Below are 25,315 nucleotides of genomic sequence, written 5' to 3' on the forward strand. Positions count from 1 at the left end.
GGATTCAATTTCTGTATGCGCGCTATCGAGCCTTTGCACCGCTTTCATGCTTCATGTCGCCCAGGTCGGACATTCTCCGTGGCTGGGACAAGTGGCGATGGCTTGTAATGCAGCGACGCTCGGGTCGAGAGATTGAGCCGTCAGTTCGGGTTCAAGGGGTGGATTTGGATGATTTGTCCACGCGATTGGAGCTTGGTTCGGGATGCCAAGTGGATCTCGATTGCATTTTCTGGCTTGGCATGTCCGACTCCCGAATTTTGGTGGGTGAAATGACCTACATTGGTCCGAACTGTTTTCTGGGGGCGCATCGTCATCCCTTGAAGATTGGCAGAGACTGCATGATTGGAGCGCGCTGCTACTTGATTACGGCAAATCATGAAACCTGTGCGAAGCCCTATCGCGAGCAGGGATTTCGCGGTGCGGATGTGGTCATCGGCGACAACGTGTGGTTGGGCTGTGGTGTGGTTGTCCTGCCGGGTGTCAACATTGGCGATAACGCCGTCGTTGGGGCAGGTGCGGTGGTGACCAAGGATGTTCCGGCAGGCGAGACATGGGCCGGCATTCCAGCTCGAGCGATATCGAGCGTTAACAGAAGCCAAACATGAGCTCTATCAGTGTAGTGATCCCTTGCTTCAATCGCGAAGCAAGCATCGGCCGAACGCTTCGAAATGTGCTTGAGCAAAGCCGGCGGCCCGACGAAGTGATTGTGGTAGATGACGGATCCACCGATCAGTCGGCAAGGATCGTTCGAGAATTTGGCGGCCGTGTGACGCTCATCAGGCAGGAAAACCAAGGGCCTGGGGCAGCTCGGAATCGAGGACTCGACGCAAGTCGCGGCGATTATGTCTGGTTCATGGACAGTGATGATCTGGCCAGCGGCAATCAGTTGGAATTGCAATGGAAGGCTTTGATTGAGAGTGGGGCTGACATCGCCTATGGACCGTGGATCCGTAGTCGTATTGAACAGGATCGGATCGATTTTCTAGGGCCAGTGCTCCAAGCGGAAGCTTTGCCTGCCTCAAGAAGCATGCTTGAATGGCAGCTGGGAAGTTGGAGCACGATTTTCCAAGCATGCTTATTCAGTAGGAAGGCCTTGGAGAGAGCCGGGCGTTACTCGACTGATATGCGTGTTGCTGAGGATGGCGAATACCTGGTGAGAATTCTGGCATCTGGAGCACGCACCACGTTCGTTAGAGGCAGCCTCTTGTTCTATCGGTCCGATGGATCCGATCAGTTGACTCATACTACGGATGCAGCTGACAAGAACGCGTCTGACCATACCCGCTATTTCGAACGAGTTTGCGAGACGCTGCGTTCTCAAATCCCAAAGTTGTCCTCTGCGGCACTCCGTGACCTAGGGCTCCAGATTTACCGCCACGATCGGTTCTGCAAGAGTCATGGGGGATCAGGTCTGTCGCCGAATAGTCCGGCCTTGGAGATCGTCGAGCGCGTCGGATTACCTGTGCTGAGGGTGCTTGATTGCTATGAGCGTTTTGAGAGAAAAATTCGAGGTTTAGCGGGTGACTTGCCTGCGTCGAAAGGGATGCAGTCAACATTAGCAGGAGCTCATGAACGAGCACTCGCTCAGTGCATATCAGAATGAAGAGATGAGGGAAGAACGCATCAGATGAACATTGGCATCATATCAACGATTGGAAATCTCTACAACTGGGCAGGTAGCGAAGAAATGTGGAGAGGTGTCGCGATCGCCGCGATTGGTACCGGAGCAGGAGTTACCGTGAGTATGGCTGACCGGATCAGTACCTCTCGGCAGGTAAAAGATTTGCAGGAGAAAGGCGTGCGCATCCTACCTCGGAAAGAACTCAACGGAATGACGCGAAGATTGGCCACGCGTGCCATGTTTTCCCGTTTCTCCAAGATTTTTTCCCAAAAACATGATGTCATTTTGGTGTCGATGGGAGGAATTGCCGACTGTCGATGGATCCCAGATCTCCTTGAAGAATTCACCAGGACGCAGATTCCTTATGTGGTCGTGGTCCAAGCGAACGCGGAAGGGTTGCTGCAAGAGGAAGAGGGCCGAGTGCTACTTCGCCGGTTCTATGCCCGGGCTGCTTCTGTATTGTTTGTGTCGGAGCACAATAGGGAGCTCGCAGAACGTCAGCTCGGCCTCGATCTAGCACACGCAGTTTTGATGCCCAATCCCCTTCGCTCCGAAGTCCACGAACCAGTGAGCTGGCCTGACGAGGCGCCATTTCGTTTGGCTGAAGTGGCGCGCCTCGAGTTGGCGGATAAGCAACAAGATCACCTTCTCAAAGCGCTTTCTGGGAAGGCCTGGCAGGACCGAAATTGGCAGCTCACCTTTTACGGAAGCGGACCGGATGAGGGCCACATTCGTCGCTTGATCGATTTCTACGAACTTCAGGACAAGGTGAAGATCGGCGGCTTTGTCTCGGATTTTCGCGACATCTGGCGAGATAATCATCTTCACATTCTTCCGTCCCGCCGCGAAGGCATGCCGCTCTCGCTCATTGAATCGATGGCATGTGGACGCCCTGCGCTTGTCACCCGTGCAGGTGGGAGCGCGGAGTTGGTTGAAGAGGGTATAAGCGGGTGGATTTGTCCCGGCATGCATCCTGAAGTTCTTGCCGAGACGCTCGAGCATGCCTGGGAAGCGCGGGATCGATGGCAGGCATTAGGGCTGGCGGCTCGTGACAAAATCCTAACTGTCTCCGAGCCCGATTGGGAGGGAAGGATTCTTGAAATTTTGAAAGAGGCGTCGCGGAAGGGGGGGCAGGTATGAATCTCGTGTTTTGTGCGGATAGGAGGATGTTGGCGGGCCTACACGTCGCGGCGCAGTCGATCCTTTTCGAACTGCATAACGAGGTTCCCCAAGTCTCGATTTCCGTCTTCAGCGCGGATTTAGATGATTCAGACGAAGCGCTGCTGAGAAAAACTCTGGATAGAACGGGCCGAGACTATGTGCTCACCATGTATCCAATCGATTCTTCACGCTTCGAATCCTTCCCTGATCTGCAAGCAAGTCACGCCACCTATTTCCGGCTGATTGTCCCAGATATTCTCGGTGTCGATCGCTTCCTCTATATTGACGCAGACACGCTTTGTCGCGCGAATCTCCAGCCTCTCTACCACACCGATTTGCAAGGCAACCCAATTGGCATGGCTCCGGAAGCACCGATTGAGCGGAGTGTAGACCCCGATGTTGCCCGACTACTTGGAGATCGCGCCAAGGGATATTACTACAACGCTGGGGTTGCCCTTATTGATGCCGCCCTGTGGAGGCGAGAGGGTCTTACCGAGAAATGCCTCAAGTTTATTCAGGATCATCACCCCAGCTACCACGATCAATCCGCACTGAATTACGTCCTTCATGGAAAGATCCGTTGCCTGGAAGCGAAATACAATTGCCGGACCAATGCGCGAGAAAACTGGCCCGACCTCAAGTCTCCAGCGTCAGGAAGAGGCAAGCTATTGCACTTCGTGGACTTTCCAAAACCATGGAGCAAATGGGGTAAAGTCGTTCATCCTCTCGGCCCGGTATGGTGGAATGCACTGGCTCGCACTGAGATGGATGCGTCTACGCTTGGCTCTGTAGACCTTTCCCTTGTTTGGAGAACTCGAGAGGCTTACCGCCGGACTTTCAAGGATACGATTTTATTTAGAGGGTATTGCCTTGGAGCTATTTCTAAAGTGAAAGGAGTGCCATCTCAGTGAGATGTGGTCGGTTCACAAAGTTTCTGGAAACTGATATAAGCATGTCTATAGGTGACATTTTGACAATATACCCGTTGTGGATGTGAATCATTCATTTACCATCATGATTACGACCAAAAACAGGGTCGATGATTTGCGCGAGACTTTGAGGCATATTGCCACATTGGATCCTCCGCCTCTTGAAGTGATTATCACAGCTGACGGGTGCGAAGACAGGACAGAAGAAATGGTCCGATCAGAAATGCCGGATGCTCTATTGATCGTTAACGAGGTCGGGCGTGGGTCAGTGGCGTCCAGAGCGACCATGATGGAGCGAGCAAAGGGGGATTTGGTTCTAGCTCTGGACGATGATAGCTACCCTGAGCAGAATAATTGCCTGGCGAGTTTGGCGAATTTGTTTGAACAGAAGCAATCACTCGCGATCGCGACTTTCCCTCAGCGTACCGATGAGTATCCTGAAAGTTTGGAGCAGGATGATTTTGGGAAGTTACGCCCGATTCGTACTTTTCCTAATTCTGGAGCCTGTTTGCGGGTTTCAACCTACCGCTCGTTGGCGGGATTCGAGCCGATGTTCTTCCATATGTATGAGGAACCTGACTACGCGTTGCAGTGTATCGCAAACGACTGGGAAGTGTTGTTTTTTCCTGAGGTCTCAATTCGGCATCATTGGACACCGAATCAGCGTAGTGAACTCCGCAATCATCACCGTCATGCTCGCAACGAGTTTTGGAGCACTCTGATGCGGTGTCCTTTTCCGCAAGCTCTCGGTTTCATCGCTTGGAGGACTTTTGCCCAAGCGAGGTTTGCGCTGAGCCGAGGACCTTCCTGGGCGTTGCGGGAACCGGTCTGGTGGTGGCAGGCTCTGAAGGGGATGCGTCAGGCACTCCGGAGAAGAAGACCTGTAACATGGGCTGGCTATAAGAAATGGTTGGCGATGCCGGATGGCTGACTCATGTCGGAAGTTTCTCAGGATCGTGTTGTTGTGGAGCGTGCACTTTTCCTTAAACTTCTTAGAGCGCATCGCGCCGAAGCCGCCTTCCAAAATACTATTGAGGCGGTGGCACGAAGAGGGAGCCAATTGAGAAGGTCATGAGGATCGCGATTCTCTCCACCATGAGTGGTTATGCCTGGGGCGGCACCGAAGAGGTGTGGTTCCACTTGGCTGAGAGGGCACTAGGGCATGGACACCAAGTGATTGTGGCGGCGGATCACCGGGTGATTGCCTCGGAACCCTGCCGCTCACTTATTGACAAAGGACTTCGCTGTTCGGCGCGTCGACCCTTTCGTCCCGTCCGACTTCACCGTCTCAAGAACCGCCTGAAGGACGACCATCAGGAACTTCTCTCATTCCAGCCTGATGTATTGCTGATCAATGCAGGTTCGCCGTTTGATCTTGGATACAACGAGATCCTAGCTCTATTGGTTGAGAAATGCAGCGGCAAAAAGGTTTTTTTCTGCCATTTCAACTCCGATCGTCTAAAGGTCGAAAACCGGGAGGTGAGCCGTTCGACCTTCGCGGCCATGGATCACGTGGTCTTCGTGAGTCAGGAGAACCAGCACCAGCTTGAGGTGCAACTCGCTGCGAAAATTAGATCTGCAACGGTGATTCTCAATGCTTCTCGATTAGTGTTACCAGAGCCTCTCCCTTTTCCACAAATGGGATCGGTTCAATTCGCAAACGTGGCAAGGCTTGAAACGGCCTGGAAGGGGCAGGATATTCTCACCAAGATGATGGCAATGCCCCTATGGAGGGATAGGGATTGCCAACTGGATTGTTTTGGGGTGGGGCCGGAAGAAGACTATATCGCGGATCTGATTGCGCTGAACGGATGTGGCTCCAAGATGAAGATGGCGGGGTATCTTCGGGATTTGAAAACTCTTTGGGGAGGACACCATGCACTTCTGCTTCCCTCACGTGGCGAAGGCACACCTCTGGTCGTAGTCGAAGCGATGATGTGTGGTCGACCCGTCATCGCTACCGACGTCGGAGGTAATGCTGAAATCATCGAAGACGGAGTAAATGGATTCATTGCTGAAGCCCCGACGGTTCGAAGTTTCTCTGCAGCGCTGCAGCGGGCCTGGGACTCACGAGGCCGGTGGGATGATATGGGCCAGGCCGCCCATGAACGAGCCCGTGATTTAGTTTTGAGTGACCCGCCGGGTAAGCTTCTAAAGCTTCTTGAAGAGCTTGTCTCCTAACGATCGTGATCTCCATTGTCATTCCGGCCTTCAATCGAGCAGAGCTTTTGCCAACGACATTGCGAAGCTTGCTAAACCAGTCGCTACCCGCGCTTGAAATTCTGGTGGTCGATGATGGCTCGAGCGACCGAACGGCTGAAATTGCGAAGTCATTTGGAGATCCGGTTCGAATAATCCGTCAGCAGAATGCAGGCCCGGCGGCGGCGCGTAACCGGGGCTTCAAGGAGAGCCGGGGCGAGTTCATTCACTTTTTCGATAGCGATGATGTGGCGCTTCCGAACAAGCACGAAGTACAAGTCCGCGCTCTTGAGGAGAGCGGTGCGGACATTGCCTATGGGCCGTGGGTAAAAGGCAGCTTCAGCGAGAACGGGTTTGCGCCTGAGAATCACATTTTTCAGCAGCATGGTTTGCCGGATGGCGACTTGATCAAGGCGCTTCTCACAAACTGGTCCATCGTTCCCCACGCCTGTTTATTCCGACGCACCATCGTGGAGCAAACGGGTGGGTTTCCCGAAGATCTATGGGTCGCCGAAGATCAAATGATGTTTCTCGAGTGCCTCCTGGCCGGGGCCAAGGTGGTGCATTCGCCTGGCACCCTGGAACTTTACCGTAGCGATAACAGCGATAAGATATCCGGGAATGACTTGGATGCGGGTCGTCGGAGGCATCTTCTCCACTGGGCCCAATTTCTTCTGCGTGCCGGTGAGCGTTGTCGCAAGCAGGGAATCGACCCCCGTCAATGGTTCGGCTATCGAGGGCGGCTTGCCGAAATCCTGCGCGAGATGCAGACCTTCGATATTGAGGAACCTGAGCTGGAAACCAGGATCCGACAAGGGTTGGAAGGAGCCAGTCCCCTCTGGCTTTACCGATTCGTCCAACAACTCGACAAGAAGCGACAGGGCCTCGAATGTCGTCTCGGCCGCGGTCGGGCTCACCCTTGTTTCCGAGTCGGCAAGATGGATGAAGAGCAAGAGATTGCGTTCAAGGAGTGGGAGATGCGGGCTACCCAATCGAATCATTGACTGCAATCCAATCCAGCGGTTTGAAAGATCAGGATTGGGATCGGCACCCCGAGGTTAGGCATTGGGCTTAATTTGGTCGCTTCCCGAACTCCATCATGATATCGTGCGCATCCTGATCACAGAAGAAGCACTCGAAACGGGAGCGGGTCATTGGCCCAGCTACATTGGAGATCTTGCCGGCAAGTTTCGCGAGATGGGCGATACGGTTGATGTGCTGGCGCATCGCGATGCATCGCCCGAGACGCTGTCGAGAGTCGGCGGCACCCCCTGGTATTCCCGCAACTGCTGGCGGGATTCGCGAAGCCAGGGGAAGGTGGGGGGACTCTTACACAACTGGTATTTTTATCGGGAAACGCTGAAATTCCTGAAGCATCATCCGCCCTACGATCGAGTGCTGGCGTTGACGATGCGGATGCAGCATTTGCTGGCTTTCGCAGCCCTGGTGAGGAGTCGCCTCATTCCTTCATCGACGCGCTTCGTCCTACTCTTTGTGCAGGGCTTCGGTCAGTATGTCGGGCCGGGGCAGGCGACGATCTTTCCTGAGAATTTCTCCTCGAAGCTTGCCCGTGCGGCCTTTCGGGCGATGGCTCCGGCCGTGAGAAGCGGACGCGTGATCCTGGCCGGCGAGACGGCGGGCATGTGTGACGAGTTGCAGCGATTTACCGGGCTCCCAGCGACGCTATTTCCGCATCCAGTTGAAGAGGAAAAGCTGAAATCTGAAATTGGGAGAGAACCCGAAACCAAGAACAAGGAACAAGGAACAAGGAACCAAGAACCAGGAACCAAGAACCAAGAACCATTATTAACGATCACTTGCCCGGGTTATGCCCGGCATGAAAAGGGGAGTGATTTGTTGCACGATGCGATCCTGGAGGTCATTGACCAGCCGTGGGCGAAGCGGCTGCGATTCGTCATGCAGTGGCCGGAGCCTTTTGATTTGCCGGATGGCAGCAGCATGAGTCCGGATGAGAGATTGGTGAATCACCCCCGAGTGGAGTTCCTCAATCAGAGTCTTGATCCGCTTGCCTATGCCGCTTTGCTCGAGCGATCGGATTTGGTGATCCTGCCGTATCGCAGTGAATCCTACCATCAACGGCTTTCGCGGGTGGCGATCGAGGCGGCCGGTAAGGGTATTCCGCTGATCTACAGCGTTCACACCTGGACGCAAGAGGTGGTGGATCTGGTCGGGGGCGGCGTTCCCATTTGTGACGAAAGTGTCGAGTCGGTCGTCAAGGCGCTGCGTGATGCGCTCGACTGCTACCCGTCACTGAAATTAGCCGCAGTCAACGGTGCCGCTGAGGTGGCTGTCTTTCATAAAGCGGAAAGCTTCCGCACTCATTTCACCTGAACCCAAGGGATGCGAGAAATCCCGGGGAATGCTTGGGATGTTAGTCGCATTAGGTCCGCACTCATGACTGAAAGTCATTCTGGTTTGTTGCTTTTTTGCCCGTCTTCTTTTGGTGGAATTGCCGATTATGCGCACCATCAAGCGGAGGCATTGGGTCGAAGGGGGATTCCCGTTTTAATGCTGTGCCCTCCAGACTATCCGCATCGCGCGGTGGCTTATCGGCAGGAGCGCTGTTTGCCGGCTGGCGGCAAACGGTCCAAGTTGCTACTATTCAGATTGATGACTCCTGTCTGGCTTCTTCTGGGAGCTTACATCATCCTCGTGAGGCAAATCCGGGAGCGCGGTTGCAAGCGGGTATTACTGGCCTCTTACGGTGAGTATCTTGCGCCATTGTGGGCATGGCGGATGCGTCGACTTCGACGTCTCGGAGTGCGATTCGGTGCGGTGGTTCATGATCCAGTGCGCGATTTCGTGTTGGGGCCGAACTGGTGGCACCGCTGGTCAATTTCAGAGGGCTATTCCTTCCTCGATGCCGTCTTCTTGCACCACCCGATTGAGCTCGATACAGGAGTCCGAAAGTTTGACTTGGAGCAGACGGTAATCCCACATGGACCTTATTTCTTTCCGGAAGCAAACCGGAGTAGGGTTGAAACGCGTGCTGCGTTGAAAATTCCGCAGCAGGCGAAGGTGTTTCTGAGCTTTGGTCACTTGCGTGATGGCAAGAATCTCGATCTGATTCTTGAAGCCCTGAGCACGCTACCTCAGGCCTACCTGTTGGTAGTAGGCACGGAGGCTGGAACCGGGCATGTGCGTTCGGAGGATTACCAGAAGCAGGCGGAGCGTCTCGGTGTTGATGATCGCTGTCGATGGAAGGTCGGTTTCGCGAGTCCCGAGGAAGTGGCGGACTATTTCGAGGCGGCCGATTTCGCTTTGTTGACCTATGAAGCCCGCTTTCGTTCCGCTTCGGGGGTTCTGAATGTGGCGGCCCGCTACCGGCGGCCCGTTGTTGCTTCCTGTGGAGAAAGCAATCTGTCGACCGCCGTGAAGAACTATCAACTAGGGCCATGGGTCGAGCCTGATCGGGCCGACGAGATTGCCCGTGGGATGCGTGAAATTCTGGATCAAGGCGCCGCCCCCGAGTGGGAGCGCTATCTTGAAGAGAATAGCTGGGAGAAAAATGCTGAGCTGGTGAGCAGAGCACTCGATCTTTGAAATCATGAATCTCCGTCCCATGGCAGGCGCCCTGATTGGCTATCTCTATCACCGCGTGGTCGGGCGGATTCCCTCACGCTGGATGCGGGAATGCTATCTGAAGCGCTGCCTGGGTGCCTTTGGCGAAGGCAGCGCCGTGCAACTTGATTGCCGCTTTCTGAATGCGCGAAAAGTCCATCTGGGTAAACGCAACGTGATCAACTTTGGCTGTCTGCTGGATGGTCGGAAGTTCGAGATCCGGACGGGCGATGACGTTTCGATCGGGCCAGACGCCGGCATCCTGACCCTCGGGCACGACCCGCAATCTCCCGATTTCGAAGATCGAGGCGGAGCGGTGGTGATCGGGGATCGGGCGTGGATTGGTTATCGCGCGATGGTGCTCCCGGGAGTGACTATTGGAGAAGGTGCGGTGGTGGGGGCCGGCGCCGTTGTCACCAGAGATGTCGAAGCCTATTCCATCGTGGCGGGCAATCCGGCAAAGAAGATCGGCGAGCGCGAACGGAATTTGACGTATGAGCTGAGCTTCCGGCCCTGGTTGGGGTGAGGATGGCTGAATTGCTGAAAACGGGAAGATGATAGGTGGGGTGGGTTCGTGGTTCTTGGTTCTTGGTTCTTGGTTCTTGGTTCTTGGTTCTTGGTTCTTGGTTCTTGGTTCTTGGTTCTTGGTTCGTGGTTCGTGGTGGATGGTGGATGGTGGATGGTGGATGGTGGATGCCTCACTGCTCACTGCTCACTGCTCACTGCTCACTGCTCACTGCTCACTGCTCACTTCTGACCTGAGAATCCGTTTTCTGATCCTGATAGAGCGAAATAGAATTTTATGCCACCACAGCTTGAATCCAAGCGCGGCCGTAATCAGGCCGTTGAGGTTGGGAGACTGGTTGCAGCCATTGCAATCGTATGGCTTCACACGGTCGGAGGAGCGGAGATGTCTGAAACTTCCCGATGGATGCGGTGGGCGGTTCCCTTCTTTATAGGTGCGAGTCTATGGTTTGGTGGCCCAAGCTGCCAAAACCAACCCATTCAGTTCATTAAGGATCGCTTCTGGAGACTCTACCCGCTGTTTCTCATCTGGAATGTCTTCTATCTTGTCGTGAGGCTTGTTGCCAGCGCAGTAATGAATGGATCATTCCAGCAAAGCCCCTCCACATTTCTTCAGAGTCTCTTCTTTGATGGTTTTGCCCACCATCTTTGGTTCTTGCCTTTCCTTCTGTTGGTTCACCTCGTGCAGGCGCTTGGAATCGCGCTCAAGCCACCGATGTGGTTTTCCCCTCTAGCTGCTGTGGCATGCCTTGTTGGTTATGAATTTATTCCTCCTGGGTGGATCGGTGGAGGCTACCTGGCGGAGCTTGCCTGGTGGTCTGTGCCTGCCGCGCTCTGGGCGGTGGCGATCGGATTTTTGGTGCGGCGCGTGTCGCTGACTGGTCGGGCTGGCATCCAAGCGGTTTGGGGTATGGGATTTTTGATCCTCGGTGCCTTGGTCATGGCCTGGTCGGTGATTGGTCCGCGTGATGCCATGCTTGAGGGGTTGTCGGGAGTTTTGCTGTTTTTTGGAGCGATGCTCATTGGGGAGAGTGGCAAAGTGAGTTTCCCTGATAGGCTGAATCGGCTGGCCGCGCTTTCGGGCGGAATTTATCTGATTCATGTTTTCTTCATCGAGGGATTCCAGGATGTGATTTCGATGAGATTTGCTGCTGAGGAATCGGTCTGGGTGATTTCTGTTTTCATCCTGGCGACCTTGTCATCCGTTGCCGCTGTCGGAATCGCCCGAAGTGTTGGACTGGGCTGGCTTTTCGACGGTTTTGGCAGACGTAAGGCGGGTAAGTGCTGATCGATGTAACCCATTGACTGACCCTCAAGCCGACCCCGGGATCCGTCACCAGGCACATCGTTCAAATCAACCCACGAGGAACAGGTGAGAATATGGAAAAAAGGCGGCCTGATAAAGGTCGTGTTGATGGTGGGAATCGTGCCTTGCGGGTTCTTTGCGTGGGGGTTTGCCGTGGCGAAATATGAGGTTTTCCCGTTTTCCCAACTCAAGTCTCTGAAGTTTACGCTATCGTCCCACGGGAATCGCTATCACCTCGACGCATCAGCGAATCCCCATCGGGACATGAAGGTTTCTCATTTCGAAGGGCTCAATACCCGGCCGGACGTCATCATGCTCGGTGATTCGTTGACGGCTTCAGCAGAATGGCAGGAGGTTTTTTTGGGAGTGTCGATTGTCAATCGAGGAATCGACGGAGAGACAACCTTTGGCTTGAGGGGGCGATTGGAAGAAGTGATCAAGCGTCGTCCGGGCGGGGTGTTTCTGATGATTGGGGTTAATGACTTCATGGTGGGGGAGAGCGTGGAAAGAGTGCGTGATCGGTATCAAGAGATCATCAAAAGGCTGAGCGAGACCGGTGACATCCATGTCTTTGTTCAATCGACGATTCTCCAAGGGGGCAATGTTGGCCTCGAGAAAAGACGCCGGGTTACGGAGTTGAATCGTTGGTTGCGGGAATACTGTGATCGCCACGAACACGCGACATTCATTGACCTCAATCACGTCTTGGCTCCTGAGGGATTTCTGAGCGAGCGTTTCACTTTGGACGGGATTCATCTGAATGGTGACGGTTATCGCGAGTGGGCTCGCCTGATCGAACCCATGGTTCGGCAAATCGGCAGCCGCGAGGAATAACAGCCGATCGCGGGTCCAATAGTCCGACTATCGATTTCCCTCTGCCCCACTCCTCATCAACATGACCTGGATTGTTAGTCAAATCGGCGGGCGCGAGCATTATGCGGTTCCGCGCTCCTTGCATGGGCGTGGGAAGTTGGCACATCTGATCACGGATTTCTGGGTGCCGCCGACTTCAGCACTTGGGCGAGTACCTTCGCTTCAGCGGCTGAAGGACCGATGGCACCCGGAGTTGAGCGATGCGTCCGTGTGGGCTCCGAATGTTCGGATGCTGAGGTTCGAAATGGAACATCGGCTCCGCAAGACCCAGGGGTGGACGCGAACGATCGCCCGCAATTCTCTCTATCAGAATCAGGCGGTGGCTTTCCTGAGGAGGATGGAGAAGCAGGGCTTTGAAGGGGGAGAGGTGCCGACATTGTTTTCTTACAGCTACGCTGCTCTGGAGCTCTTTCGTCTGGCGAAAGAGCGGGGCTGGAACACGGTGCTCGGGCAAATCGACCCCGGTCCTGAGGAAGAGCGCATCGTTGCCGCTGAATGCCAGCGCTATCCCGAGCTGCCAAGCCAGTGGAAACCCGCTCCGGCGAGCTACTGGCGGCTCTGGCGCGAGGAGGTGGCGCTGGCGGACCGAATCATCGTCAACTCCGAGTGGTCGCGATGCTGCCTGGAAAAAGAAGGCGTGGGAGGCGGCAAGGTGGAAGTCGTGCCGCTGGTCTACCGTGCCGCAGGTGCCGACGAAGGATCGCGTGCGACAAGGCAAGCCTCGCAAGGACCGTTCCGCGTGTTGTTCCTGGGTCAGGTGAACCTGCGCAAAGGGGTGGCCCGTTTGCTTGATGCGATGCGCTTGTTGCGCGAGGAGCCCATTGAGTTGGTGATGGCCGGTCCTTCGGAATTGGATCCGATGGCATGGGCGGACCTTCCGAACGTAAAGTGGATCGGTCCATTGCCGCGGAGCGAAGTGGGAAAAAGTTATCGGGAGGCCGACTTGTTTATCTTGCCGACCCTTTCCGACGGATACGCCCTGACGCAGTTGGAGGCGCTGGCTCACGGTTTGCCGGTATTGGCATCGGCTCATTGTGGTGAAGCCGTAACGGAGGGGGTCAACGGCAGCGTGCTGGAAGACCTTGAAGCCGAAACGATCGCCGCCGCACTGATCAAGCAGCGTGAGGCGAGTTATTCCAGGGTCAGCGCACCATCGTTCCGTCTGGAAGATCTGGGGGATGCCTTGATGGATGGCCGTGCTCAGTAAAAAGTGGTTCCCGCGCTCGCCATTATTTCGTCGCTCCCATTTACTCCGGTGATCGCCTCTGGCGGGTGATGCTTTTTGATTCAACTTATGGAACAAGATTTCCAATTTCCTCTGCCCTTCTTTTTGAGTGTTCTGGCGCTTGCGGGTTTTGCCTTCATGGCGTTCAAGAACCGCGACCGTGGGTGGGGCTTGCCGATGGGCGTCGTGCTGGCCACTACCGCCGTCTGGTATCACGGGGATGCCCTCTACAATGATTATCAGGAATACATCTACCTCATGGGTGAGTCCGCGCTGGAGTCGGGCTGGTGGCAGGTGCTGATTTTCATTGTGTCCTTCGGCCTTCTAGTCTCGCCGGTGCATCAGTTGATCAATGCGAAGCTTGTTGGGAAGAAGAGCAATCTGATGGTCTATTTCCGGACGCGACGTCTTGAGCATCCGGCGATCCAGCAACAGATCGATAAGCTGACGATGGCGCTGGCCGTCGGCTGGCTCCTGCTGATGTCGGTTGCGTTGGTCCGCGTTGATTTCAACTTTGTGGGTCTCTTTGCCCCCTACCTCGAGCGCAAGGTGGATCCCTGGATGCGGGGGAGAGTGGGCGGTAGTTTCGATGCGGTGATCTCGCTGGCGGGTTATTTGCATGTGTTCCTCGCAGCGGGTTTCGGAGTGCTTGCGGCAGTTGCCCGAAATCCGAAAGCCCGCACGGTGGCCATCACGATTTGTATCCTGACCTTTCCATTTTTCATTTTCGACCGGACGCGCAATACGATGCTGGCAACCATGCTGCCAGGAATCCTGGCGTGGATTTTGTTCCGAGTGAAGGGAGGCCTGGTGGTCAAGGGCGCGGTCCTGCTTGGAGCCTTCATGCTGATCAACTTCTGGTTCAGCTTCGTTTTGGCGAACCGCAACGACCAATCGATTTCGACAGCGTTCAAAAATGATGAGGCGATCAAGGCGGCTGAGGAGACGAAGCACGAGGGGCTGAGCATGTTCTCGGAGCTGGGTTACATGAACAGCTTCTTTGAGCAGGGCACCCTGGAGCCGAACTGGGGTGAGCGGTATTTCGCCGAATTGGTGAATCCGATTCCGCGGGGGCTGTGGAAAGACAAGCCCTTTGTCGGAGTGGATTACGCCATCGCCCGGGGGTTCGGCTGGGATAAGGCAGGAGGCACGGGAGCAGGGATTGCCGCCAGCATCGCCACCGGAATGATTGGGCAGGGGGTGGTGAACTTTGGGGGGCTGTTCGGTCCGATGGCCGCCGCTTTGCTCATGGCAATATGGGTGGCGGTGCTCGCTCGACAGGACCTTCTGGGTAGCGACCCCGCGCGGTTGTTGCTGTATGCCAGCGGCATGATTCTGACCTTCAACATGGGACGCGACATCACCTTGTTGGTGCTCTATCCCTTTGTGTTTGGTCTGATGCTGCTCATTGCCCGTGACCTGATCCTGGGACGGAGTCCCGAAGTTCAAATGGCACGCCCGCCACGGCGGAGAAAGGTGCGAAAAGGGACGGAGCGTGATGCCTCCCCGAAGACCGCCCGAGGTAACAAGCCCCGCCGGCGGGTCCAGTGGCGTGGGTGACTTGTCCTCCGCTTTCGAATCTCCAACGAGCTCAAGCTTGTATTGAAACCCGTGAGCATTGCCCACCTTTCTCAATCCGTCAGCACTCAGGGTGGTGGAATTTCCGAAGTGCTCCGTGCGCTGGCGAGTGCTCAGCACGCGGCGGGTCACGAGCCGCATGTGGTGTCGGTGTCCGATGATGGCGAGGCACTTTCGCCATGGCCGCCGGATCAGCCCCATCTCTTGAAGCCGCGTCGCCTCCCTGGCATGCTCTATCTGCCGGGTCTGGAAGCCCTTCTCGATCAGTTGTCGCCGGATGTCACCCATGTCCACGGGCTGTGGACCTATCTTTCGATCGGCGTGCCGAAATGGGCGGCGGGCAAGAATGCGGCCACCGTGGTGAGTCCTCACGGGATGCTGGATGCCTGGGCGCTGGCCAATTCACGATGGAAAAAGCGTCTGGCGGCCGTGCTCTATGAGCGCCGGCACCTCGGGCAGGCGGACTGCGTGCATGCCTTGTGCAAAGCTGAAGCGCGCTCGATCCGCGAATTTGGCGTGAAGAGTCCGATTGCCGTGATTCCTAACGGGATCGATCTGCCGTCGCTCAATCCCGAACTCGATTTTAAAGGACGCAGTCAGGGGAGGTTTTTGCTTTTCCTTGGGCGCCTGCATCCGAAGAAGGGGCTGCTGAATGCCTTGCGAGCGTGGTCGCTGCGCGAAGATCGGGGCGACTGGAAGTTTCTGGTGACTGGCTGGGATCAGGGGGGGCACGAGGCCGAACTGAAACAGCTGTGTGACGAGTTGGGTCTGAGCTGGGCGACCCCTACGGTCGGGGATCTGATCGATGCTCCCGACAGCGTATCCGCGTCGGTGCTTTTCACTGGACCGGCCTTCGGTGAGGAGAAGGCGGCACTTTTGAAGATGGCTTCGGCTTTCATCCTGCCGAGCTTCAGCGAAGGATTGCCGATGTCGGTGCTGGAGGCCTGGGCGTACCATCTCCCGGTGCTGATGACGGAGTTCTGCAATCTCGAAGAAGGGTTTGAGGCGGACGCCGCCATTCGGATTGGCACGGAGGTCCCCTCCATTGCCGATGGTCTGGCGGCCTTGTTCGGGCGGAGTGAAACCGATTTGCAGGTATTGGCCAAGAATGGCCGGCGTCTGGTAGAAGAGAAATTCACCTGGTCCCGGATTGCTGCAGATTTCCAGCAACTCTATGAGTGGATCGGTAAGCGGGCGGAGCGACCTTCATTTGTGGAATGAAGGGGTCTTCGGTAGTCCGGTCCGCGATTCGTCGGTTGAGACGCCTGGCCGTCGTCTTCGCGACGCTTGGCCTCGCTCTGATGGTGGCCCTGACCGCATGGGTCGCGTGGGGGCACTGGCCTGATCCCGTCAGGGGAGAATTGGAGTGGGAGCCGGACGCGATTCTGGTGCTTGGTGGAGGCAATATCGATCGACCGACTGAGGCGCGGCGCCTCGCGACCCGCTTTCCAGAAGTGCCTGTGCTGGTCACCGGCGATGGGGGCATGATTTATGATGAGCTGATTTCCCAGGGTCTGCCGAGAGAGCGATTGATTCACGAAACGCATGCCACCTCGACGATTGAGAATGCACGTTTCACCCGGAAAATCCTCGATCGACTCGGTGCGGAGCGGGTGGTTCTGGTGACGGATTGGTTCCATGTCCCGCGCTCGATGGAGATCTTTCAGCGGGAGCAACCGGGGAGGGAATTTTTTCCGGTGTTCCGCCCCCGGCCGGAGCCGCTCAACGATTGGCACCGCTATGGCTCGACCCGTGAAAGGATCGCCGTCATCCATAACCTGATCCGGCATGGGATCTGGCCTTTCTGACTTTTCCTTATCTTCAATGCACCAGCCATGGCTCTACTGAATCAGCACGATGCGAATCATCCCGACGCCTTGATGAGGCCGATGCAGAGCTTCAGCAGCAAAGCGCGGCGGGCTCTTTGGAACTTCGCCTGGACAGTGCTCTGCCGACCGACTCCCAAACCTCTCCACCGCTGGCGCTGCGCCGTGATCCGCCTGTTCGGTGGCCGAATTGGAAAGAACAACTTTATTTACCCGAGTGCACGCATCTGGGCGCCTTGGCTGCTGGAGACGGGAGATGTGGCGACGATTGCTTCCGGCGTCTATGTTTACAATGTCGGCGGGGTGAAGATCGGGCACCATGCGATCATTTCAGAGGATGCGTTTCTTTGCGGAGCCAGCCATGACTTCAACAGCGTGGACTTCCCCTTGGTGAGCAAGCCGATCGAGATCGGGCCCTATGCCTGGATTTGTGCGCGGGCGGTGGTGCTTCCCGGTGTGCACTGCGGCGATGGTGCGGTGCTCGGAGCGGCGGCAGTAAGTTCGAAGGATTTACAAAGCTGGAAGGTTCATGCAGGAAACCCCGCGCGTATCCTCGGTGACCGGGCCCGCATCGATCAGCCGCCAAATGGCCAAGCCACCAACCCTGCGAATTGAATGTCTGATTCTGGTATCAAGGACAGCCACTATGACCTGTGCGTGATCGGCAGCGGTCCGGCCGGCATGATGGTGGCGCTGGAGTATGCTCGGAAATGCCCGGACCAGCGCGTGCTGCTGGCGGAATTCGGTGCGATTCATGGGACGGGTCAGAACCGATTGGATGATCGGATTGATAACAAGAATCCGCGCAACCATCACGACCCCTACGAGTGCACCAACAAGGGCCTCGGCGGAACCTCGATCACCTGGGGTGGCCGCTGCGTCATGTATGATGAGGTCGACTTCGAAGATCGCCCGATCGTCCGTGGAGGCTGCACTTGGGATCAGGCTCTGTTTAGCGAAGTCAAAGGCTATCAGGCCCGGGCATCGGGATATTTTGAATGTGGTGAGGGGCCATTTTCTCTCGGAGAAATGGCCGCTCATAAGGACTCGAGGGTAGCGGAGTACTTTGTTGAAGGTGAAGTGTCGGACAGCACAGTAGAACGTTGGAGCATGCCGACCCGCTTCGGTCCGCGCTATCGGGCGGAGATCGAAGAGACCACCAATCTCGATCTCCTTTGTGGCGCGGAAGCGCGTCGCATTGGTGCGGTGGATTCGGCGGGTCAGATCGACGAAATTGAGTTTCGGATGAGCTCCAATGGGGAGTCCGTAACGATAAGGGCCTCGGCTTTTGTGATTGCCGCAGGCACTCAGGAGAGCACCCGACTGCTGCTCCGCAACGCTCATGTTTTCAAGCAACTTGGAGGAACGCCCGCTGCCCTCGGAAAGTACTACCAAGGCCACGTATCAGGAAAAATCGCCAGTGTGAGATTCAAGGGCGATCCGAAGAGAACGGACTATGGTTTTCTCCGTGATCCGGATGGCAGCTACTATCGGCGACGGTTCCGCTTGTCGGATGAGTGCCTTCGCCGGGAGAACTTGCTGAACACGGCGATCTGGCTGGATAACCCGCTTTACCATGACCCGGCCCATGGCAGTGGCGCGATGTCGATGATGTATCTCGCGATGATCACACCGGTGCTTGGCAAGCGGCTGGCTCCTCCGGCGATCGCCAACTCCGTCACCAAGGGCAAAGTCAACAAGGTGCCACAACATCTGGTCAATGTGCTCCGCGGCCTGCCGGGTTCCTTGTGGACTCCCGCATCCGTTTTTTATCGACGCTACTTGCTGAAACGCAAACTGCCGGGGATCTTTCTCTACAATCCGGAGAACCGCTACGCTCTCCATTTCCATGCCGAACAAGTACCGGACCCGGAGAACCGGATGAGTCTGGCGGACGACGGGGAGACGCTGGAGATTCGTTACGATCTGAGCGATGATGATGTCGACTCGGTGATCCGAAATCATGAGATCCTCGATGACTGGCTGCGCCAGTGTGGCTGTGGAGAACTGGAATACTGGTTCCCGCGCGAGGAGTTGCCGGATGCCATTCGGACGATGTCCCGCGATGGCATTCACCAAAGCGGAACCACTCGGATTGCCGACCATTCGGCCGATGGAGTGGTCGACCGCGACTTACGGGTCTGGGGCACGCGGAATCTCTATGTCTGTAGTAGTTCGGTCTTTCCGACATCGAGCCAGGCGAATCCCACATATTTTCTCGGATGCTTTGCGATCCGATTGGCTGATCACCTGATGAACTCTCATGCGAAGCGTTGAACTTGTTTCTGGAATCCACTCCTCCGTCCTTGGTTTCGGTTGTGCCCCTATCCTGGGTGCGGTGGGTCGGCGGGAAGCCGATCGGGCGCTTGGCCACGCCCTCGATTGTGGAGTGACCCACTTCGACATCGCCCGGTCCTATGGCTACGGAGAGGCCGAGTCACATGTCGGGAGGTTTCTGGCGGGACGTCGGGAGGAGCTGGTGATAGCGAGTAAGTTTGGGATTCGGGCGACGTGGAAAGCGGGATTGCTACGACCGCTCAAGCCTCTCGTTCGAACACTGAAGGGGCAGCGCAAGCCTGCCATGGGACCGCCTTCTTCCACGGAGATCCAAAGCACGCCGAAGCGGGATCCCTTTCACCAACGCATCCCGCTGACTCCAGCCGCGATGCAGGCAAGTCTTGAGCAGAGCTTGAAGGCCCTTCGCACGGACTATCTTGATCTATTTTTCCTCCACGAACCCTTGGGAGCCATTGAGCGTCTGGACGACCTGGTGGAAGCCGCCGAGACGCTCAAGCAGCAGGGAAAAGTCAAGGGCTGGGGATTGGCTTTTGATTGGGCAAGTCACTCGATGGTGGCGCCATCCTTTTCACGTTTCGAGGTGCTTCAGTTCAACAACTCACCGGGAAGCCAGCACTATGCGCAGGCTCTCGCAGCCCGACGGGATCAGCCGAATGTCTTCTTTTCGCCACTGCGGGGTGCGGGTGGCCTCAAACCCAATCGAGTGCTTGAGCAGATGTGGAGCGATTTTCCAAATAGCGTGATTTTGTGTTCCATGTTCAAGCCGGAGCATATCACCGCCAATGCTGAGGCGGCGGGGGAATGATGCACCTTGAGAATAGTCATCCTGGCCAATTTTCCGCGGATTATCGCTCACCATGTTTTCGATTCTTATTCTAACAAAGGACGAGGAGATCAATCTGCCGGCGTGTCTTGAATCGGTCGGTTGGTGTGACGACGTTGTCGTGCTGGATTCCCTGAGCGAGGACCGTACTCAGGAGCTGGCAGAAAAGTCCGGGGCGCGGGTGTATGAGCGGCCTTTCGATGATTTTGGTTCGCAACGTAACCACGCTCTGGACCAGATCAAATTCAGGCATCCCTGGGTGTTTCACCTGGATGCCGATGAGCGATTCAACGAGGAACTGCGCCGTGAGTGCGAACGGGTGATTCGCGAGGATCAGCACAGCGCTTTTTTTGTGCCGAACAAAATTATTTTTCTGGGGCGCTGGATCCGACATAGCACGCAATACCCTTATCCCCAGGTTCGTCTCTTGAAAGTCGGTGAGGTCCGCTTCGCCAAAGCAGGGCATGGCCAACGGGAAGATCAGGTGAAACGGAGTTTGGGCCACATCGATGTGGCCTACGATCACTACAACTTCTCAAAGGGGATCAGCGACTGGGTGCAGAAACACAACCGCTATTCGGATGAGGAGGCGAAGCATTTCAACGAACAAGCCGAGCAGTCGATCCAGTGGCCAGATCTGCTCAAGGGAGGAATGGCGCGAAAGCGCGCGATGAAACAAGTCCATGCCCGAGTGCCATTCCGCTGGGTATTCAAATTCATCTATCTGTATTTTGTTCGCCTGGGAATTCTGGATGGTTATCCCGGCTTCGTTTACTGTGTGCTGCAGTCGTTCTACGATTTTCTGATCACGGTCAAAATTCAGGAAGCGAAGACCGGAACATCTCGCCCCGCGGCGAAGGCTCCGTGAGGAAGCGCCGTTCGGGATCACCGGAATCACTTGATCGCCTTGGCCGGAGAGCTGCCTGAGATCTGGAAAATGTGGAAAATGTGGAACAGTTTGCAATGAAGTCTGAAAAGCACCTTCTGCTATGGGAGCGAATGGGCGACTACCATCGTGCCCGGTGGAAGGCGACGATTCGGCGCGTCGGTAGCGACGCCTGTCTCGCCGCCGATCTCGGAACAGCCGACGGTCTCTATGAGTGGCAAGGTACGGAGGATGATCCTAATCACTTCGTGCTGGTTCGAAAGCCGGTTGGCGAGCTCGGCGACTTGGAGGCTTTCATGGCATTTCGCCGACTCGTTAGAGAGCAGGGGGTGAGCCACGTGGCGATTCCCGGCTACGGACGCTTGGCCTACATGCTGATGCTCGTCTGGTCGCGTCTGACGGGAAGAAGGGTGACAATGTTTGCCGAATCCTGGTACCCTGGCCGCAAGGGAATGGATTGGGCTAAAGGCCTGTTTTTGCGCGGAGTTACCCACCGATGCTTCGTTTCCGGAGTGTTGGCCCGGGATCACTTCGTGAAGCGTCTGGGTTTTCCGGAATCTGCGGTGTTTGCCGGATACAGCGTCGTCGATAATGACCATTTCGCAGCCGGCCACGCTTCAAGAAAGTCAAACTCACCGGACTTTGTTAGGGACGAGAAAGGGCGAAGAATTCTGCTCTGCGTCGCCCGATTTGCCGAGGAAAAGAGCCTCGAGCTGCTGGTGGCCGCTTTCAAGCAATCGAAGCTTAGCGAGTCGTGGAAGCTGGTTTTGGTGGGAGGAGGCCCCCTGAAAGACAAGCTCGCCGAGGCTTCGGTGGGAGCCCCGATCGAATTGCGCGACTGGTTGGACTATGATTCTTTGCCAGACCTTTATGCCTCGGCGTCATGCTTCGTCTTGCCCAGCAACTTCGAGCCGTGGGGTCTGGTCGTGAATGAAGCGATGGCGGCGGGTCTGCCGATCCTGTTGTCCGATGCCGTAGGAGGCGCACCGGATCTGCTGCGGGTGGGAGAAAATGGATGGAGCTTTCCAAGCGGTGATGAATCCGCCCTGCGGACGAAGCTCGATCAACTGGCGGAGTCCCCCCCTGAACGCTTGGCGGAAATGGGGGCTTGCTCGCGTCAGATCATCGCAGGGTTCTCAGTCGATTCCTGGGCTGAGAAGCTTATGAGTTGAAACCGCGTGCCGTCGCGTCGCGTCGCGTAAAGGGCTTTGCCCCACGCGATTGGGGTTGGACTCCGCCCCACTTGATGGTGGATGGTGTGAAATTTGCGGTTTTCAGTTTTTGATTTTCAGTTAACTCTTCCGATATGGCAAAGTCCCCCAACTCCCCAAAATCCTCCTTTTTACGGAAGCATGCCAAGTTCCTGATCCTCCTGACGATTCTGGTCGTCGGTGCTGTCGCCGCGGTATTTGCCTATCGCCCTGCAGTGGGGAAGTTCAAGGACTGGAGGGCTCAATCCCTCAATGAGGAAGCCCACCAGTATGCGGAGGCTGGCGACTGGAAGGAAGCCAAACGGGCGGCGGTGGCTTCCCTGCAAAACAAGGGCAGTTTTGAGGCCTTGCGGACCCTTGCGAAGGCGGCGGTGGAAAGCCGTGATCCCCGCTCACTCGCGATCGTCTACTCGCTCTTCGCCCATCCCGAAGCCAAGCCAAAGGACCGGGCCATGGCATTCGAATATGCGCTGGAAACGCGTGATCTCGTCAACGCCGCGCAAATGGTCAAGTTTCTTTCTGACGAAGAGAAGAAGTTGCCGGCCATCCATTACCAGATGGTGAGGTGGCTGCTCTTGAATGGGGAATACCAGAAAGCCATTCACCTCGCTGATGAACCGATTGGCGAGACTCGAGACGTTTCGTTGGACCTATTGTTGGCTCAAGGTGTCGTCAGCAGCGGACTTAAAGGGGCTCGCGAGGTTGCCTCTGCACGCTTGGAAAGCGTGATGAAGGATGGCGATCGCGAGTTGGCTCTTAGAGCGCTCACCTTCCTCGCCTCGCTTCCCGACAACTGGATCTACGGTCCGTTGGCGGAAGCGACGATTAAGCGCTTTGAGAACGATCCCGACCTAAGCACCGCCGATTATCTCAATATTCAGTTCTTGAAACTCGGCTTGAAGCAGGTTGACCGCGATCAAACGATTGAAAGCGTGATCACTGAATATAAGGAGGACCACCTACCCGAATTGGTGAGGTGGTTGAAGCGACTTGGTGCTTTTCAGCGCATCGTTGACCTGACGGATTCGGAGATTGCCAAGGCGGACACGGGTTTGTTCTCCGATCGCCTCAATGCGCTTGAAGCCCTCCAGCGTTGGGAGCAGATGGATCTGGAATTGGAGAATCCGTCGGCGGTCATCGTGGAACCCCTGCTGTTTTCGGCGCGAGCCTCGGCTGCTTTTAGAATCGGGGACGAACCGAAGTTTGTCAGTAACTGGGAGAAGGCGGTCAATGCGGCCAAGGTGGATTTCAGCGAGAACTGGTTCTATTCCCTCGCCACCAGTGCCGGGTATCTTGGAGACCATGATCGCCAGATGGAAGCTTTGGCACAAGGGATCCTCCATCCGCTGGGGCTCCCTCCGGAGTCGACTTTGCTTTCCCCGCTCTTCGAGTGGTTGATGAAGCGTGGCGAGACCGAAAGAGTGCAGAAGATCTGTGAGATCCTGTTGTTCCGTGAGCCGGAGAACCCCTTTCTGGTCAACAACTACATCTACCTCAAAGCGCTCCACGGCAAAGTGGATGATGACGATGTGGCCCAGCTCCGCCAGCTGCTGGAGACTTATCCCGGAAATCAGTCGGTGAAAGATTCCTTGGCTCTGGTTCTACTCCGAAATGAAGAGCCGCAGCCTGCCATTGATCTCCTCAAGGAAATCTCGGCTGAGCCCTCGAAGCTATCCATCTCCAGCCAGGCCATTTACGCGAATGCCCTCGCCGCCCTCGGCCGAGAGGAGGAAGCAAAACAACTGGCTTCTCAGATTGCCTGGGATCGGCTTTCCCAAGCCGAGCTGCATGTCTTGACGCTCAATCCTACGGATCAATCTCCTCGAGATCGACTCCAGAACAACCGTCTCTATCTGAAAGCGCTCTATGGCAGAGTAAACAGCGAAGACGTAAGCGAGCTTCGCCGTCTGCTGGCAAGCAATCCGGACGCTCAGGGTCTGCGGGATAGTCTCGCCCTCGTATTGCTGCAAAATGGGGAGCCCCAGGCGGCCATCGATATCCTCAAGGAAATCTCGACGAATCCTCTGGAGCTTTCATCGCCGAACCAGGCGATCTATGCCAACGCTCTCTACGCCCTCGGCGAGGAGGAAGAGGCGATGGAGATCGCCGATAAGATCAAATGGGAAGACCTCTCGGCGGCTGAACTTCGGCTGCTCTCGCTGCGACGCACCGAGAATGATCTCGATGATGATCTGATCAATAATCGCCTGTATCTCAAGGCGCTCCACGGCCGGGTGAGCAAGCAGGACGTCGATCAGCTCCGTCGCTTGCTCAAGACGATGCCTGATAAGGAGGGCTTGCGCGATGCGCTCGCTCTCGTGCTGCTGCAGACCGGAGAGCCTCAGGCCGCACTCGATACTCTCAAGGAAATCTCCTCGGACCCGCTAGCCCTCTCGGCACCGAACCAGGCCGTGTATGCAAATGCCCTTTACGCTCTCGGTCAGAAGGAGGAAGCGTCCCAGATTTCGCAACAGATCTCTTGGGAAGAATTCTCGGAGGCCGAACTGAGGCTTCTCGGCCTCGATCAATCCAAAGAGAAACCTCGGGAAGTCAAGGAGGCCAAGGTGAGCATCAAGCGCATCTATCTCAAGGCACTGCACGGCAAAGTGAGCGAAAATGAGGTGGCGGAACTCCAGCGACTGCTGGAAAGTGAGCCTGAAACGGAAGGCTTACGCGATGCCCTCGCGCTGATCTCGCTTCAAGCGGGGGATGCTCAAGTTGCTCTTGATCTTCTGACGCAAGTCTCGCCTGATCCGATGGCGCTATCCCCTTCCAACCAAGCCATTTATGCAAATGCGCTGCGGCAGCAGGGTCAGGTGCAGGAGGCGCTTGGCATGGCCGGAAAGATCGATTGGAGCAAGCTCTCCCAAGCCGAAAAGCGCGTGCTGGCCTTCCCTGATGAGGAGGGGACCGAGGCCCAGTAAGCCAACTAAGGGCCAAATGGTCCGAGGATATTCGGAAACCTAAAGAAAGTTAGAGGATTTTCGATCTCTAAACCTGAAGGCGCATTTCGTCGTAACTCGCTGAATATCAAGAATTAACATTGAGGTCTCTGGATTGCGGCGAAATTCGAATGAGATATCCGCTAAAATTTCTTGTAATATCAGTGAAGTCACGTATACCAACCTCGTGTCAGGCATCTCCTGGCTTTTGCATTAGAGTTTTGCCTTTTGGAATCGTTGAGAAACTTGTTTGACCTCGATCTCTCACTAGGCAGAATTTCAAAAAGTTACAGACTCTCCAGAGAACAACCCCCGAAAACGTAAAATAGT

General features: G+C 55.9%; 22 protein-coding genes. All 22 read left to right on the forward strand.

The annotated features are described in order from the left end of the window. Positions 1-239: 239 nt before the first annotated feature. The 22 genes from ACFQY0_RS12975 (at position 240) to ACFQY0_RS13080 (ending at position 24,967) form a co-directional block, all read left to right on the forward strand. Positions 240-605: an acyltransferase gene (locus ACFQY0_RS12975; RefSeq protein ID WP_379713039.1), complete on the forward strand. Its 366-nt coding sequence runs from the start codon at positions 240-242 to the stop codon at positions 603-605. After that, positions 602-1,603, forward strand: a complete 1,002-nt coding sequence (locus tag ACFQY0_RS12980; protein WP_379713041.1) for a glycosyltransferase family 2 protein — start codon at positions 602-604, stop codon at positions 1,601-1,603. The genes ACFQY0_RS12975 and ACFQY0_RS12980 overlap by 4 nt, the downstream gene beginning before the upstream one ends. A 24-nt stretch (positions 1,604-1,627) precedes the next feature. Next, positions 1,628-2,761: a glycosyltransferase gene (locus ACFQY0_RS12985; protein WP_379713043.1), complete on the forward strand. Its 1,134-nt coding sequence runs from the start codon at positions 1,628-1,630 to the stop codon at positions 2,759-2,761. Further along, a complete protein-coding gene (locus ACFQY0_RS12990) occupies positions 2,758-3,693 on the forward strand; it encodes a glycosyltransferase family 8 protein (RefSeq protein WP_379713045.1) in 936 nt (311 codons plus the stop codon). The genes ACFQY0_RS12985 and ACFQY0_RS12990 overlap by 4 nt, the downstream gene beginning before the upstream one ends. A 103-nt stretch (positions 3,694-3,796) precedes the next feature. Further along, entirely contained in the window at positions 3,797-4,642 is an 846-nt protein-coding gene (locus ACFQY0_RS12995) for a glycosyltransferase family 2 protein (RefSeq protein ID WP_379713047.1), read from the forward strand. Between the two features lie 164 nt (positions 4,643-4,806). Further along, positions 4,807-5,892 carry a glycosyltransferase family 4 protein gene (locus tag ACFQY0_RS13000; protein WP_379713049.1) on the forward strand — a complete coding sequence of 362 codons (1,086 nt, stop codon included), beginning with the start codon at positions 4,807-4,809 and terminating at the stop codon, positions 5,890-5,892. Positions 5,893-5,897: 5 nt separating this feature from the next. Next, complete coding sequence (locus ACFQY0_RS13005; RefSeq protein ID WP_379713051.1) at positions 5,898-6,914, forward strand: glycosyltransferase family 2 protein; 1,017 nt, start codon at positions 5,898-5,900, stop codon at positions 6,912-6,914. A gap of 103 nt (positions 6,915-7,017) precedes the next feature. Beyond that, entirely contained in the window at positions 7,018-8,262 is a 1,245-nt protein-coding gene (locus ACFQY0_RS13010) for a glycosyltransferase family protein (RefSeq protein WP_379713053.1), read from the forward strand. Positions 8,263-8,325: 63 nt separating this feature from the next. Beyond that, positions 8,326-9,474, forward strand: a complete 1,149-nt coding sequence (locus ACFQY0_RS13015) for a glycosyltransferase family 4 protein (RefSeq protein ID WP_379713055.1) — start codon at positions 8,326-8,328, stop codon at positions 9,472-9,474. Between the two features lie 4 nt (positions 9,475-9,478). Then, a complete protein-coding gene (locus ACFQY0_RS13020; protein WP_379713057.1) occupies positions 9,479-10,018 on the forward strand; it encodes an acyltransferase in 540 nt (179 codons plus the stop codon). Between the two features lie 276 nt (positions 10,019-10,294). Next, positions 10,295-11,305: an acyltransferase gene (locus ACFQY0_RS13025; protein ID WP_379713059.1), complete on the forward strand. Its 1,011-nt coding sequence runs from the start codon at positions 10,295-10,297 to the stop codon at positions 11,303-11,305. Positions 11,306-11,587: 282 nt separating this feature from the next. After that, a complete protein-coding gene (locus tag ACFQY0_RS13030; protein ID WP_379713061.1) occupies positions 11,588-12,157 on the forward strand; it encodes a GDSL-type esterase/lipase family protein in 570 nt (189 codons plus the stop codon). Positions 12,158-12,440: 283 nt separating this feature from the next. Beyond that, positions 12,441-13,403 (forward strand): glycosyltransferase family 4 protein, encoded by a 963-nt coding sequence (locus tag ACFQY0_RS13035; protein WP_379713063.1) that lies wholly within the window; start codon positions 12,441-12,443, stop codon positions 13,401-13,403. A gap of 87 nt (positions 13,404-13,490) precedes the next feature. Next, positions 13,491-14,981 carry a hypothetical protein gene (locus ACFQY0_RS13040; protein WP_379713065.1) on the forward strand — a complete coding sequence of 497 codons (1,491 nt, stop codon included), beginning with the start codon at positions 13,491-13,493 and terminating at the stop codon, positions 14,979-14,981. A 51-nt stretch (positions 14,982-15,032) separates the two neighbouring features. After that, a complete protein-coding gene (locus ACFQY0_RS13045; protein ID WP_379713067.1) occupies positions 15,033-16,220 on the forward strand; it encodes a glycosyltransferase in 1,188 nt (395 codons plus the stop codon). Between the two features lie 35 nt (positions 16,221-16,255). After that, positions 16,256-16,807, forward strand: a complete 552-nt coding sequence (locus ACFQY0_RS13050; protein ID WP_379713069.1) for a YdcF family protein — start codon at positions 16,256-16,258, stop codon at positions 16,805-16,807. Between the two features lie 27 nt (positions 16,808-16,834). Continuing rightward, positions 16,835-17,440, forward strand: coding sequence for an LbetaH domain-containing protein (locus ACFQY0_RS13055; protein WP_379713071.1), 606 nt, complete (start codon positions 16,835-16,837; stop codon positions 17,438-17,440). Beyond that, on the forward strand, positions 17,441-19,102 hold the full coding sequence (locus tag ACFQY0_RS13060) for a GMC oxidoreductase (RefSeq protein ID WP_379713073.1): 1,662 nt from the start codon (positions 17,441-17,443) through the stop codon (positions 19,100-19,102). Further along, on the forward strand, positions 19,089-19,928 hold the full coding sequence (locus tag ACFQY0_RS13065; protein WP_379713075.1) for an aldo/keto reductase: 840 nt from the start codon (positions 19,089-19,091) through the stop codon (positions 19,926-19,928). The genes ACFQY0_RS13060 and ACFQY0_RS13065 overlap by 14 nt, the downstream gene beginning before the upstream one ends. Before the next feature lie 52 nt (positions 19,929-19,980). Continuing rightward, positions 19,981-20,814, forward strand: a complete 834-nt coding sequence (locus ACFQY0_RS13070; RefSeq protein ID WP_379713077.1) for a glycosyltransferase family 2 protein — start codon at positions 19,981-19,983, stop codon at positions 20,812-20,814. Positions 20,815-20,909: 95 nt separating this feature from the next. After that, positions 20,910-22,004, forward strand: a complete 1,095-nt coding sequence (locus ACFQY0_RS13075; protein WP_379713079.1) for a glycosyltransferase family 4 protein — start codon at positions 20,910-20,912, stop codon at positions 22,002-22,004. Positions 22,005-22,138: 134 nt separating this feature from the next. Next, entirely contained in the window at positions 22,139-24,967 is a 2,829-nt protein-coding gene (locus ACFQY0_RS13080; RefSeq protein WP_379713081.1) for a hypothetical protein, read from the forward strand. The last annotated feature ends 348 nt before the right edge of the window (positions 24,968-25,315 follow it).

It is taken from the genome of Haloferula chungangensis, assembly GCF_042664875.1.
In the GTDB taxonomy this organism is placed as follows: domain Bacteria; phylum Verrucomicrobiota; class Verrucomicrobiia; order Verrucomicrobiales; family Akkermansiaceae; genus Haloferula; species Haloferula chungangensis.

Excerpts from the sequence above, each read along its gene's own strand:
- ACFQY0_RS13025 (WP_379713059.1), top strand. The coding sequence starts at position 10,295 with ATGCCACCACAGCTTGAATCCAAGCGCGGCCGTAATCAGGCCGTTGAG.
- ACFQY0_RS13040 (WP_379713065.1), top strand. The coding sequence starts at position 13,491 with ATGGAACAAGATTTCCAATTTCCTCTGCCCTTCTTTTTGAGTGTTCTG.
- ACFQY0_RS12980 (WP_379713041.1), top strand. The coding sequence starts at position 602 with ATGAGCTCTATCAGTGTAGTGATCCCTTGCTTCAATCGCGAAGCAAGC.
- ACFQY0_RS13030 (WP_379713061.1), top strand. The coding sequence starts at position 11,588 with ATGAAGGTTTCTCATTTCGAAGGGCTCAATACCCGGCCGGACGTCATC.
- ACFQY0_RS13080 (WP_379713081.1), top strand. The coding sequence starts at position 22,139 with ATGGCAAAGTCCCCCAACTCCCCAAAATCCTCCTTTTTACGGAAGCAT.
- ACFQY0_RS13020 (WP_379713057.1), top strand. The coding sequence starts at position 9,479 with ATGAATCTCCGTCCCATGGCAGGCGCCCTGATTGGCTATCTCTATCAC.
- ACFQY0_RS13075 (WP_379713079.1), top strand. The coding sequence starts at position 20,910 with ATGAAGTCTGAAAAGCACCTTCTGCTATGGGAGCGAATGGGCGACTAC.
- ACFQY0_RS13070 (WP_379713077.1), top strand. The coding sequence starts at position 19,981 with ATGTTTTCGATTCTTATTCTAACAAAGGACGAGGAGATCAATCTGCCG.
- ACFQY0_RS12985 (WP_379713043.1), top strand. The coding sequence starts at position 1,628 with ATGAACATTGGCATCATATCAACGATTGGAAATCTCTACAACTGGGCA.
- ACFQY0_RS12995 (WP_379713047.1), top strand. The coding sequence starts at position 3,797 with ATGATTACGACCAAAAACAGGGTCGATGATTTGCGCGAGACTTTGAGG.
- ACFQY0_RS13000 (WP_379713049.1), top strand. The coding sequence starts at position 4,807 with ATGAGTGGTTATGCCTGGGGCGGCACCGAAGAGGTGTGGTTCCACTTG.
- ACFQY0_RS13015 (WP_379713055.1), top strand. The coding sequence starts at position 8,326 with ATGACTGAAAGTCATTCTGGTTTGTTGCTTTTTTGCCCGTCTTCTTTT.
- ACFQY0_RS13035 (WP_379713063.1), top strand. The coding sequence starts at position 12,441 with ATGGAACATCGGCTCCGCAAGACCCAGGGGTGGACGCGAACGATCGCC.
- ACFQY0_RS13065 (WP_379713075.1), top strand. The coding sequence starts at position 19,089 with ATGCGAAGCGTTGAACTTGTTTCTGGAATCCACTCCTCCGTCCTTGGT.
- ACFQY0_RS12975 (WP_379713039.1), top strand. The coding sequence starts at position 240 with ATGTCCGACTCCCGAATTTTGGTGGGTGAAATGACCTACATTGGTCCG.
- ACFQY0_RS13060 (WP_379713073.1), top strand. The coding sequence starts at position 17,441 with ATGTCTGATTCTGGTATCAAGGACAGCCACTATGACCTGTGCGTGATC.
- ACFQY0_RS13055 (WP_379713071.1), top strand. The coding sequence starts at position 16,835 with ATGGCTCTACTGAATCAGCACGATGCGAATCATCCCGACGCCTTGATG.
- ACFQY0_RS12990 (WP_379713045.1), top strand. The coding sequence starts at position 2,758 with ATGAATCTCGTGTTTTGTGCGGATAGGAGGATGTTGGCGGGCCTACAC.